The organism is Shigella flexneri 2a str. 301, from assembly GCF_000006925.2.
Lineage (GTDB): Bacteria > Pseudomonadota > Gammaproteobacteria > Enterobacterales > Enterobacteriaceae > ECMA0423.
In genome coordinates, this window is sequence record NC_004337.2 from 1,532,214 (window position 1) to 1,544,338 (window position 12,125).

Sequence of the window (12,125 nt, forward strand, 5' to 3'; positions counted from 1 at the left end):
CTCTAACTATAGACCACCAGCCAGATCCCGCTTCGGAGACTATTCTGGAAACGGTGTTATGAAATACACGCAAAGCGGGACGTACAGGGGCTAAATCGGCTAAACTACAGTTTTTCTAATTTTTAATATGCGTTTAGTGAAGCCAGTAATGAAGAAACCGCTCCGCCAGCAAAACCGCCAGATTATTAGCTATGTCCCACGCACGGAACCCGCGCCGCCAGAACATGCGATAAAGATGGATTCGTTTCGTGATGTCTGGATGCTGCGTGGCAAATATGTTGCGTTTGTACTGATGGGAGAGTCATTTCTGCGCTCACCGGCGTTTACTGTGCCTGAATCTGCCCAACGTTGGGCAAATCAGATCCGCCAGGAAGGGGAAGTGACTGAGTAAGGATTACATACCTCCCGGTTTTGCCGGGAGTTACAGGACCTGAAATTCTGCATTTCGTTGCTACATTCATTCAAACCACCTGTAACAAAAAGCTGCCTTTGACGAGCTATTGCTATAAATAAGAGATCTTTTTTCTTTAATTATTTATTTATTTTAAAATGGTTAAGTTTTGCTAATCATGATGAGTTATTTTTGATAGTTCATCCTGTGGCGTCGCTCTTAAACTTATATTGTAAATGACTTAGATTTAAATAAGATAATAATTTTGTTAACAATATGAGGCGGGAGATGTTTTCTACAAACTTAATACAGAGTAATTATGGTGATTTAAATATTAAAAGCCTGGCTTTCGACTCTTTTAAAGAAAGGCTTGAGTCTACCATGGCGGCACTCACTTTCTTTATATCAACGGGTCAATGTGACTGCGATGAAATAGCAGAGTCGAACTTCAATCGTATGATTGCCTATATGTCTAACATTAACTATGATGCCTCAAAGCTAGGAGCGCCAGCACTTAGTTTTGATACGTATCTGCAGGACAATGTTAAATATAGAGTGATAATTAATAATCTTTATGGCAGTGAGTTTCGGATAAGAGATATTAATGAGAATTTTGTTGGGATGGATTTTACCTGTGAATTCCGACCCGAAAAAATGACGAATTTGATCAATATAAAAAATAGGTTGGTTATTCATTATTTAAGGACTATATACTATGAAAAAAATTATATACATCCTGCCGGGAGCATTTTTGCTGCGATTCAAAAAAATGAGAGTCTCCTAAAGTTTCCTTCGATAATATCAATGCTTAATATCAATCTTCTTTTTAATCCACTAAATCTTCCGGGAATGGGAAGTGGTGTGCTTGAAGATATTATGAGTATTCCAGATAGTTCACTTAGAAAACGTCTCGGGTATGAGGTTTTAAGCTTCTCACTACAGGCACATTCATTGAGCCAGGAATGTATTGATAAGTTGGACATTTTTTTCGCTGACGATCTGTTTAAATATGGGTAATGACTCCAACTTACTGATAGTGTTTTATGTTCAGATAATGCCCGATGACCTTGTCATGCAGCTCCACCGATTTTGAGAACGACAGTGACTTCCGTCCCAGCCTTGCCAGATGTTGTCTCAGATTCAGATTATGTCGCTCAATGCGCTGAGTGTAACGCTTGCTGATAACGTGCAGCTTTCCCTTCAGGCGTGATTCATACAGCGGCCAGCCATCCGGCATCCATACCACGACCTCAAAGGCCGACAGCAGGCTCAGAAGACGCTCCAGTGTGGCCAGAGTGCGTTCACCGAAGACGTGCGCCACAACCGTCCTCCGTATCCTGTCATACGCGTAAAACAGCCAGCGCTGACGTGATTTAGCACCGACGTAGCCCCAATGTTCGTCCATTTCAGCGCAGACAATCACATCACTGCCCGGTTGTATGCGCGAGGTTACCGACTGCGGCCTGAGTTTTTTAAGTGACGTAAAACCGTGTTGAGGCCAACGCCCATAATGCGTGCACTGGCGCGACATCCGACGCCATTCATGGCCATATCAATGATTTTCTGGTGCGTACCGGGCTGAGAGGCGGTGTAAGTGAACTGTAGTTGCCATGTTTTACGGCAATGAGAGCAGAGATAGCGCTGATGTCCGGCAGTGCTTTTGCCGTTACGCACCACGCCTTCAGTAGCGGAGCAGGAAGGACATCTGATGGAAATGGAAGCCACGCAAGCACCTTAAAATCACCATCATACACTAAATCAGTAAGTTGGCAGCATTACCTAAATATGAGTCAGTATGCATCGCCGCGATGGAACATTTAAAAAGTAAAGCAACGGCCCCTATACAAAACGGACCGTTGCCAGCATAAGAATTAACGGTGTGCCAGTTCGGCGTCGTCTTCGCTATCCAGAATGGCTTTATCGGTTTGCTTCAGCCACTGGCTGGTCAGCGTGCCAGCTGTCATCGAGCCACTAACGTTTAGCGCCGTACGGCCCATGTCGATAAGCGGTTCAACGGAGATTAACAGCGCCACCAGGGTTACTGGCAGGCCCATCGCAGGCAGCACAATCAGTGCGGCGAAAGTTGCACCACCACCGACACCGGCAACGCCTGCGGAACTAACGGTAACAATACCGACCAGCGTCGCAATCCACATCGGGTCCAGCGGGTTAATGCCAACCGTAGGCGCAACCATCACCGCAGCATTGCCGGATACAAACCGGCGCAGCCGTTCTGACCAATGGTTGCACCGAAAGAGGCGGCGAAACTGGCGATGGATTCAGGAACGCCCAGACGACGCGTTTGTGCTTCCACATTCAGTGGGATAGACGCAGCACTGGAACGGCTGGTAAAGGCAAACGTCAGCACAGGCCATACCTTACGGAAGTACTTCAGCGGACTCACGCCATTAATGCCCAGCAGAATGCCATGCACAGCAAACATAATCAGCAGACCGAGGTAGGACGCGACAACGAAACTTCCCAGTTTGATGATGTCTTGCAAGTTAGAACCTGCAACCACTTTGGTCATTAGAGCCAGAACGCCGTAAGGGGTCAACTGCATGACAAGGCGAACCAGTTTCATCACCCAGCTTTGTAGGGTATCGATAGCGGTTAAGACGCGTTCCCCTTTCGGCGCATCATCCTTCAGCAGTTTCAATGCAGCTACGCCGAGGAATGCGGCAAAAATTACCACGCTGATAATTGACGTCGGATTGGCTCCGGTAAGATCGGCAAACGGGTTTTTCGGGATAAAGGACAAGACCAGCTGCGGAACGCTCTGATCAGAGACTTTACCAACATAGTTACTTTCAATGGCGTTCAGACGTGCAGTTTCTGCACCACCCTGAACCAGACCTTCAGCCGTCAAACCAAACAGGTTGGTGACCAGCACACCGACCAGCGCCGCAATCAGCGTGGTAAACAAAAGCGTACCGATGGTCAGAAAACTGATTTTGCCTAACTGAGATGCGTTATGCAGACGGGCAACCGCGCTCAGAATAGAGGCGAAGACTAACGGCATAACGATCATTTGCAGCAGTTGAACATAGCCGTTACCAACGATGTTAAACCACTGTACAGAATCTTTAAGTACCTGGCTGTCAGAACCATAAATGGTATGCAGGGCAAGGCCAAAAACCACACCCATCACCAGACCCACCAGCACTTTTTTCGCCAGACTCCACTGTTTATGGCGGGTCTGAGCCAGCGCAAACAGCAGTACAACGAACACCACGATGTTCGCAATTAATGGAAAGTTCATCCCCGTTCTCCTGATCTTATTATTTCTATCACTGCGTAGCAGTCATAGTGTTGGCGCAAGATTAACAGAACTGTGAGCTGGCTCTTATATTCAAATGGAATTGCTTATTCCAGAAAGGTGATTTTTGCCTTTTTAGTATTCAACCTGATGCTTAATAAGCCGATGAAACTGGATCTGCAAGGTATTGATCATTTGCGATGACCAACGAACAGCGCTGTTCTCGGGTAATGAATGGGGCATCCATACCGACCAGACAAATAATGCCATGCAGATAAAACGTTCCAGTTGGTTGCCCTTTTGGGGAACCAGGATAGGCAAGCGGAAACGCCAGCGGCATGGCCAGAGCAGGGGAACACCGGCGGGTGTCAGCATATCGGCAAGTATGTGGCTCAAATAACCCAGCACCATTCCTTGTAGCGCATCAGCCGGAATGAACCAGCCTTCCGGAACCTTAAGGTAAAAGGTTGCCAGCAGCGCAAATACCGCCAGCAGACTGTGGGTAAAACCACGATGCCCAAAAGCGCGGGCGATCGGTTTTGATATCCATTTTAATCGCTGCCCAAGAAACGACTTTGGGTGATCGATGTCCGGTAACAAACACGTCAGGATTGCGGAAGGGACAATATGCCACCAGTCACCCTGTGCCAGCACGGGCGTCAGCTCGGCATTTTTGGCAAATACCGCACAAGCAATAGAAAAGAGAAGGTGACCTTCCGCCGTCATGATAAAACTCACTAAACTGTCGATACGTACAGTATAGGATTTTTATACAGTGCACGGAAGTGGTGACGGTGTAACTCTTTCTCTTAAATTGACGATTAATCCGTCAGTTGAATGCAAATTCAGATAAAGAACCAGGGGCAGCGTGATCACTGCCCCTGGTCATTAACCGAGAAGGTCTTTTGCGGTGAGTTCTGTCAGCGATGAGAGTTTGACGTTTGCTAATACAAAACGTGGATCATTTTGCGCTTCTGGCGCAGGAACGACGATGGAACGCATGCGGGCTGCTTTAGAAGCGATCATGCCATTTACCGAGTCTTCCAGCGCCACGCAGGTCAGTGGGTCAACGCCCAGTTTTGCTGCGCAGTCGAGATATACTTGCGGATGCGGCTTGCTGTAAGGCAGTTTTTCAGCCGAGGCGAGGGCATCGAAACTGTCGCGTAAGTCAAACATGGTCAACACTTTTTCCAGCATATGTAGTGGTGACGCGGAGGCCAGTCCCACCAATAAACCTTGTTCTTTGCATAACGCAACAGCTTCGCGCACGCCTGGTAATAATGGACGTGTCTCTTCAACCAGTGAAATGGCACGGGCAATAACCCGTTCTACTACTTCCTGACGGCTTGGCCCATTCCACGGTTGCCGGGCGTACCAAAGATCGACCACCATATCGATGCGTAAACCTAAGGTGTCCGGCAGCTCGTTACGACGGGAGATATCTACCCCCAGGCTTGCCATCACATCCAGTTCGGCTCGATCCCATAAAGGTTCTGAGTCGATAAGTAATCCATCCATATCAAAAATTGCAGCAAGAATCTGACGCGGGGTTGACATTACAACCTCTCCTTTAGAGCATTATGTGTAAGGTATTAAGCCGTGCTTATGATTAAGCGCCTATCATATCGCCTTTAAAGAATGGGCGAAAACAGATATCTACAGGTAAACTAAGTGAAACGACGCGTCTTAATCAAGGAGAACTCATGACGTATCAACAAGCTGGACGCATTGCTGTTTTGAAAAGGATTTTGGGTTGGGTGATTTTTATACCTGCATTGATCTCTACATTGATTTCTTTGCTGAAATTTATGAATACCCGGCAGGAAAACCAGGAAGGCATTAATGCGGTCATGCTCGACTTTGCTCATGTCATGATCGATATGATGCAGGCGAATACGCCTTTTTTGAATCTGTTCTGGTATAACTCCCCGACCCCTAATTTTAATGGTGGTGTGAACGTTATGTTCTGGGTGATTTTCATCCTGATTTTTGTCGGACTGGCGTTGCAGGATTCCGGTGCCCGGATGAGTCGCCAGGCGCGCTTCTTGCGGGAAGGTGTTGAAGATCAACTCATTCTGGAAAAAGCCAAAGGGGAAGAGGGGCTAACGCGTGAACAAATTGAGTCCCGTATTGTTGTTCCGCACCATACTATTTTCCTGCAGTTTTTCTCACTATATATCCTGCCGGTTATTTGTATTGCTGCAGGTTATGTGTTCTTTTCTCTGCTTGGGTTTATTTAATCAAAAGGCCGCACGGAGCGGCCATTATCCTCAACCCATATCATGCTGCTAATAATCTATCCAATGACTGCTGAGCAATAACCAAATGCTGACCGCCAAATAATCTTGCACGATTTAACAGCGTGTAGAGTTGGTAAACCGGTTGACGTTCAAGGAAATCGGCAGGTAGCGGGGATACTGACTGATAGCCGTCATAGATTTGTGGCGGCTGTTCAGTATGCAGCGGTAACATCGCTAGGTCGCACTCTCGGTCACCCCAGTCGCAGGCAGGGTCGAAAATGTACGGGCCATCCGGACCCAGCGCACAGTTGCCGGACCATAAATCGCCGTGCAACAGAGAAGGCTGCGGTTGATGCGAGGCCAGACGCTGCTGAATATGCTCGACGATGGCGTCGATATTGCCGAAAGCGATCCCTTTCTCTGCTGCCAGTTCCAACTGCCAGCCAATCCGTTGTTCAGCAAAAAACGTTGACCAGCGACGTTGCCAGGTGTTGGGCTGTGGAGTTGTGGAGAGCGAGTTATCAAAATCGAGGCCAAATTGTGGTTGGTCACTCCATTGATGTAAACGCGCAATTTGCTGACCAAGAATAAATGCGCTATGCGCATCCAGCGGACGAGGTGGGAGATAATCCATCACCAGAAAACTGTAGTCACGGTCAGCGCCTACTGCCCAAACCTTAGGCACGGTGACGGTTTTACTACGCGACAGTAACTCCAGTTGGTCGGCTTCGGCGGTAAAACCGGGAAGCAGTTCCCTTTCATCACATTTGACGAAAAAGTCATGTCCTGCATAGCGCAAATGCCATGCGGCATGGACTTCTCCGCCAGGCAGTTCATTACGCAGTTCGATTTCGCCTTCACCTAACTGCTCGCTCAAAAGACGACTGATTGCCTGCCACATGATGTCTCTCCCATGTTGTCTGCCAGATCATAAGGTTAGCGCAAGAATGCGGTGTAAAAACACGAGCTAACGCACACCACAGACTGATTATTGCCCAAAAACCATTTATTTTCTGTTGCTATTCCATTCCTCCCAGGTCGTGATGGTGATTTCAGGATCTTTGCCGGTTGCACTTTGGGTAAGCCCCGAAACCAGTTCTCTAATTTCTTCTTCACTTTGGGTACTGATAAGTCCAAAAGTGTTAGTCCCCAGCTCATGGATATTTCCCTCATCATCCGTCATGGTGAGCAAAAAACCGTCGCGAGTCAGGTAATTATTCAACTCGTTAATTTCAGTCAATGTATCCTCATGCAACATGACGGTTATGACATAATGGACAAGATCGCCACTGGCCATAGTTCACCCCTTTGTTATCACATGACTTTTGAGCATAGTCGGAGAAACGCGTTGCCGACAGGTTGGTGGTGATTCCCCCAATGCTGGGGGAATGTTTTTGTTAGCGGGAAAGGTAAGCGTAAATTTTTTGCGTATCGTCATGGGAGCACAGACGTGTTCCCTGATTGAGTGTGGCTGCACTCCCCGCAGCTACGCCAAAACGGACCATCTCTTCAAGAGAGGCATTTTCTGCCAGTTTCAGTGTCATCGCGCCGACCATGCTGTCACCAGCGCCAACGGTACTCTGGCTTTTCACCGGTGGTGGCACCACCTGAATGCAGTTTTCACTATCGACACCCAGCGCTCCTTGTGGACCAAGGGAAACGACAACCCGTTTGGCCTTGCCGCTATTAACGATTTCCTGCGCGGCTTTGCGGACATCGTCTGGCTGGGTGAGTTCGCGATTCACCAGCGCACTGAGTTCTTTTTGGTTAGGCTTAACCAACTCGATGTTACCAATCGCCAGTGCTGCACTTAACGCTTCGCCAGAACTGTCGATGATGCAGCGGATCCCTTGGTTTTGCGCAGCGGAAATCAGTTGGGTTAATTTTTCCAGCTTCACACCTGGCGGCAGGCTTCCGCTTATGACCAGGATGGCCCCGGATTCAATTTCCAGAACTTGCTCTTCAAGCTGGCGAAACTCATCTTCATTTAATGCCGCGCCTGGCATAACAAAACGATACTGTTCACCGCTTGCTTCCACATGTACGTGTAAATTCTGCCGGGTCCAGTCTTTGGCTTCTACAGTAGCGACGGGGACATTTTCATCCGCCAACAGTGAAACCAGGTGTTCGCCGGTCGCGCCACCCGCCGGGAAGATCGCTGTGGCACTGCCTCCAAGATGGGCAATGGCGCGGGCGACGTTGATGCCGCCGCCCCCGGGTTCGAACACCGGTGCGGTACAGCGCAGTTTTCCTTCGGGATAAATTTGCGGGGTAATTGTTGCGCTATCGAGAGAGGGCGCAAGTGTCAACGTATAGATACGTACCATCATTTCCTCCTATAGGCTGATTTCAGTCTGGCACCGAATCAGCGGAAAGTGAAGAAATTAACAATATGATTTATTAGAGCTTTATTTAAAATTTTGCAGATAAATATATATAAATAAAAATCTGTTTTCGCCACATGCTTATTCAAAAAATGAAATAAGAATACATTGCTAAGTTATTCGCGCCTTTTTATAATTCGTTACCTTTCCAGGGACGCTAATCTTTGATCCTTAAGAAAGTTTCCGGGACCGCGATGGTCTCTTTTTTTGTTGTACGGACTCTTGATAAATGAAGCTTTTGAAGACAGTTCCTGCCATCGTTATGTTGGCGGGGGGCATGTTTGCGTCACTGAATGCAGCTGCCGATGATTCCGTTTTTACTGTCATGGACGATCCTGCCAGCGCTAAAAAACCTTTCGAAGGTAATCTGAACGCAGGATATCTTGCACAATCAGGCAATACGAAAAGCTCCTCACTTACGGCTGACACCACCATGACCTGGTATGGACAAACCACTGCCTGGTCGCTGTGGGGGAACGCCAGTAATACTTCTTCTAATGATGAGCGTTCTTCAGAAAAATATGCGGCGGGCGGGCGTAGCCGCTTTAATTTAACTGATTATGACTATTTATTTGGTCAGGCAAGCTGGCTGACAGACCGTTATAACGGCTATCGAGAGCGCGATGTGTTGACCGCGGGTTATGGTCGTCAGTTTTTGAATGGCCCGGTACACAGTTTCCGCTTTGAATTCGGTCCAGGTGTGCGTTACGACAAATATACCGACAATGCCAGTGAAACCCAGCCGCTGGGCTATGCCTCCGGGGCTTATGCATGGCAGTTGACTGACAACGCTAAATTTACGCAGGGTGTTTCGGTCTTTGGCGCGGAAGACACAACGCTGAACTCCGAAAGCGCATTAAATGTTGCTATTAATGAACATTTTGGACTGAAGGTGGCTTACAACGTCACATGGAACTCTGAACCTCCAGAGTCTGCACCGGAACATACCGACCGTCGGACAACCTTATCGCTGGGCTACAGCATGTAAAATTATCTGCCGGACCGTGTTATGCGGTCTGGCTGTCTTCGTTTGTCACTGCTCAGCCCCAAATCATTGCTGCCCAACGTAGCAACAACATAGCGCCACAGATTGCCAGTAGCACCACCACCATCTTCCAGTGTTTTTTATCAAAGCGTTTAGTCGGCATACCAGTGTCCTGCATATCTCTTGTGCGTGATAACGGAGTGTAACAAAAGGGACAGGCATCAAGGGATTTTTTGTTATTACAGCCGTCGGGTGGCGTTGTGCACATGGTCACTGTTTCTGCGTTTTATGAAAAAAATAAAATTATGTATCGATATATATCGTAAATAGCTGGTTATAAATACGTCTTTATTTCATCAGCACTAAAACTCAGGCTTTGGCTGATGACATTTATAGCAGCATAATATGTTTCTACAGTTTTATAATGCTTATGATGAATGGCTATATGAACAGCTGACATGTTGTCATGATTTTTAGCGGCCAATAGTGTAAATAACTGATGTTGACTAAAAGAATGTTTTTTTGCAAAAGCACCCAGCGTCGATATATAAGATAACACGACGTCTTCATTACCCTTGCTCATGGCGATGTATAATGCAGGGGTTCCCTGTGCTGTAGCTCCTTTTAATAAATCCATGATGTTAGCTTTGCTCAACTTGTATTTAAAGGCGATGCCATTAATTTTAGAGAGGAACCGTGTGACACACAAAGGGTGATTATTTTCCATTGCGGCGTATAATCCTGGCTCACCATCATGTATTTTCATGGCTAAAATACTCATCACCAGTTTTTTGTTTAAAAGCTCTTAGTGCTATTGGAGTGGTTAATGTATTCAGAAAGATATCGATTATTTCATCGAATCCATACAACATGGAGATATAAAGTCCAGGTGTTTCGTTAGCACTTTTAGTTTGCAGTAATTTAACCAGATTATCTTCATGAATGATGTGATTATCTACCAGTGACTGAATTTCTTGCATAAATATTTTCACGTTGTCAGTATGTCCGTTCATCATAGCCAAAAATAAAGCAGGTGTACCAACGCTATTCTGCGCAGTTATTATTTCAATGATTTCTTTTTCAGGGAGTATGGGCAACTGTTTGAATAATGTAATAAGCTGTTGAGTCTGGCCTGTAGCCATTATTAACAACATTGCCGATGGATGTATAGGGGCAAATGGCATTCGTGATGCAATACCCGCGAAAATAGCCCCTAGAACTCCCACAGGTAATAGGGGCAGAATAGCAATTGCACAGTTGCGAACATACCTATCAGCCCAGGTCTGAGCATCGGGGTAATGACTCCAACTTACTGATAGTGTTTTATGTTCAGATAATGCCCGATGACCTTGTCATGCAGCTCCACCGATTTTGAGAACGACAGTGACTTCCGTCCCAGCCTTGCCAGATGTTGTCTCAGATTCAGATTATGTCGCTCAATGCGCTGAGTGTAACGCTTGCTGATAACGTGCAGCTTTCCCTTCAGGCGTGATTCATACAGCGGCCAGCCATCCGTCATCCATACCACGACCTCAAAGGCCGACAGCAGGCTCAGAAGACGCTCCAGTGTGGCCAGAGTGCGTTCACCGAAGACGTGCGCCACAACCGTCCTCCGTATCCTGTCATACGCGTAAAACAGCCAGCGCTGACGTGATTTGGCACCGACGTAGCCCCAATGTTCGTCCATTTCAGCGCAGACAATCACATCACTGCCCGGTTGTATGCGCGAGGTTACCGACTGCGGCCTGAGTTTTTTAAGTGACGTAAAACCGTGTTGAGGCCAACGCCCATAATGCGTGCACTGGCGCGACATCCGACGCCATTCATGGCCATATCAATGATTTTCTGGTGCGTACCGGGCTGAGAGGCGGTGTAAGTGAACTGTAGTTGCCATGTTTTACGGCAATGAGAGCAGAGATAGCGCTGATGTCCGGCAGTGCTTTTGCCGTTACGCACCACGCCTTCAGTAGCGGAGCAGGAAGGACATCTGATGGAAATGGAAGCCACGCAAGCACCTTAAAATCACCATCATACACTAAATCAGTAAGTTGGCAGTATTACCCTGTTCCTGTTCAATATAATCCAGTATGCTTCGCAAATGGTTAGCTTTAATAGGCGTGGTTTCTAGTAATAAGGAAATGATTTCTTTTTTATAGTGTAATGTAATGAGTATATTTTCTGCATGGATGGGTGAAGTGGCAAAGTTAATGGTAAAAAGGGCAGTGGAATAACAATTTTGTGATATTTTCGACAGTTTGCGGTAAATTCCTGAGTAACACAGTATGACAGCATCGAACTTAAGTCAGAGGTATCAAGTAGGGTGATGAGCTGGCGCGCAAATTTATTAATAGGCTCTGATGAAGGTGTTGGTATGTCGCTATCGATGTGCAATCTATGAGGAGACTTATAATGAGTTCTGATAATGATATCGTTTTGACTCATAATCTATTCGCCTTATATATATCTGGAGGTTTTGAGGATGATGATTAATTATTATCGCCAGAACGAAATGTGCACGAAAAATTGTTATAAGAATTGTGTCACTTTTATCATTGTGATATGACCACTTCGTCATTAATCTCATGAGCGTTTAAAATACTACCGCCAAATCACGCAACGAACTTTGCTGGATTCAGTTTATGCTGCTGTAAATCCGCTCGCAGTAAACCTTTCAGACGCACCGTGATGTTATCAGTGGTTCTTTAAGCGTTTTGCTGGTGTACTCACTACAAACGAATTGCGAATCGAATCAATGTGAAACGGAAAGGTACAATCTCCCTTTTTTTAGTGTTAACATCGTTCAACCGGGTGGAAGGTGAGAGGTTAATGTCTTTCATTTGTGTACCTGATTGCGAACCAATTTAGC

General features: G+C 46.6%; 14 protein-coding genes, 2 pseudogenes and 3 other annotated features. Of the genes and pseudogenes, 4 read left to right on the forward strand and 12 right to left on the reverse strand.

What is annotated here, in order from left to right; translation table 11 throughout:
- Positions 1-127 precede the first annotated feature (127 nt).
- Both SF1497 and ydjO read left to right on the forward strand, forming a co-directional pair.
- The gene (locus SF1497; RefSeq protein ID NP_707381.2) at positions 128-391 is read left to right on the forward strand and encodes a cell division modulator; all 264 of its coding nucleotides are present in this window, start codon (positions 128-130) and stop codon (positions 389-391) included.
- Between the two features lie 276 nt (positions 392-667).
- Positions 668-1,408 carry a hypothetical protein gene (gene ydjO, locus SF1498; RefSeq protein ID NP_707382.1) on the forward strand — a complete coding sequence of 247 codons (741 nt, stop codon included), beginning with the start codon at positions 668-670 and terminating at the stop codon, positions 1,406-1,408.
- Positions 1,404-2,171 (reverse strand) — a mobile genetic element. (Overlaps the previous gene by 5 nt.)
- Here the strand turns inward: ydjO and insB (SF1499) are convergent.
- The 5 genes and pseudogenes from insB (SF1499) to yniC all read right to left on the reverse strand — a co-directional run bounded on the left by insB (SF1499) (position 1,419) and on the right by yniC (position 5,207).
- Positions 1,419-1,814: an insertion element IS1 protein InsB gene (gene insB / locus SF1499; protein ID NP_707383.1), complete on the reverse strand. Its 396-nt coding sequence runs from the start codon at positions 1,812-1,814 to the stop codon at positions 1,419-1,421. (Overlaps the previous feature by 396 nt.)
- Positions 1,841-2,116, reverse strand: coding sequence for an insertion element IS1 protein InsA (gene insA, locus SF1500; RefSeq protein NP_707384.1), 276 nt, complete (start codon positions 2,114-2,116; stop codon positions 1,841-1,843). (Lies within the feature at positions 1,404-2,171.)
- 91 nt (positions 2,172-2,262) lie before the next feature.
- Positions 2,263-3,653, reverse strand: a pseudogene (locus SF1501).
- 132 nt (positions 3,654-3,785) lie between these two features.
- A complete protein-coding gene (locus tag SF1502) occupies positions 3,786-4,376 on the reverse strand; it encodes a hypothetical protein (protein ID NP_707386.2) in 591 nt (196 codons plus the stop codon).
- Between the two features lie 162 nt (positions 4,377-4,538).
- Positions 4,539-5,207, reverse strand: coding sequence for a 2-deoxyglucose-6-phosphate phosphatase (gene yniC / locus SF1503; protein NP_707387.1), 669 nt, complete (start codon positions 5,205-5,207; stop codon positions 4,539-4,541).
- Between the two features lie 146 nt (positions 5,208-5,353).
- On the opposite strand from yniC, the gene SF1504 reads away from it, so the two are divergent.
- Complete coding sequence (locus SF1504; RefSeq protein NP_707388.1) at positions 5,354-5,890, forward strand: hypothetical protein; 537 nt, start codon at positions 5,354-5,356, stop codon at positions 5,888-5,890.
- A 40-nt stretch (positions 5,891-5,930) separates the two neighbouring features.
- Here the strand turns inward: SF1504 and SF1505 are convergent, their stop codons facing one another.
- From SF1505 to pfkB, 3 genes are all read right to left on the reverse strand, one after another.
- Entirely contained in the window at positions 5,931-6,791 is an 861-nt protein-coding gene (locus SF1505) for a hypothetical protein (RefSeq protein NP_707389.1), read from the reverse strand.
- 105 nt (positions 6,792-6,896) lie between these two features.
- Positions 6,897-7,187, reverse strand: a complete 291-nt coding sequence (locus tag SF1506) for a hypothetical protein (protein NP_707390.1) — start codon at positions 7,185-7,187, stop codon at positions 6,897-6,899.
- 100 nt (positions 7,188-7,287) lie between these two features.
- Entirely contained in the window at positions 7,288-8,217 is a 930-nt protein-coding gene (pfkB, locus tag SF1507) for a 6-phosphofructokinase (protein ID NP_707391.2), read from the reverse strand.
- A gap of 319 nt (positions 8,218-8,536) precedes the next feature.
- Here pfkB and SF1508 point away from each other — a divergent pair, with 319 nt between their 5' ends.
- Positions 8,537-9,262, forward strand: coding sequence for a hypothetical protein (locus tag SF1508; protein NP_707392.2), 726 nt, complete (start codon positions 8,537-8,539; stop codon positions 9,260-9,262).
- Positions 9,263-9,314: 52 nt separating this feature from the next.
- Here the strand turns inward: SF1508 and SF1507a are convergent, their stop codons facing one another.
- The 4 genes and pseudogenes from SF1507a to insA (SF1511) form a co-directional block, all read right to left on the reverse strand.
- Positions 9,315-9,533 (reverse strand): transmembrane anchor protein, encoded by a 219-nt coding sequence (locus SF1507a; protein YP_008439246.1) that lies wholly within the window; start codon positions 9,531-9,533, stop codon positions 9,315-9,317.
- A 60-nt stretch (positions 9,534-9,593) separates the two neighbouring features.
- Positions 9,594-10,554: a sequence feature (Similar to Escherichia coli K12 conserved hypothetical protein gi: 1788015 (472 aa). BLAST with identity of 99% in 320 aa. This CDS has been truncated. The sequence has been checked and is believed to be correct.), on the reverse strand.
- Positions 9,594-10,554: pseudogene (locus tag SF1509) on the reverse strand. (Overlaps the previous feature by 961 nt.)
- Positions 10,554-11,321: a mobile genetic element, on the reverse strand. It overlaps the preceding pseudogene by 1 nt.
- Positions 10,569-10,964, reverse strand: coding sequence for an insertion element IS1 protein InsB (gene insB / locus SF1510; RefSeq protein ID NP_707393.1), 396 nt, complete (start codon positions 10,962-10,964; stop codon positions 10,569-10,571). (Overlaps the previous feature by 396 nt.)
- Positions 10,991-11,266, reverse strand: coding sequence for an insertion element IS1 protein InsA (gene insA, locus SF1511; RefSeq protein ID NP_707394.1), 276 nt, complete (start codon positions 11,264-11,266; stop codon positions 10,991-10,993). (Lies within the feature at positions 10,554-11,321.)
- Positions 11,322-12,125: the final 804 nt, after the last annotated feature.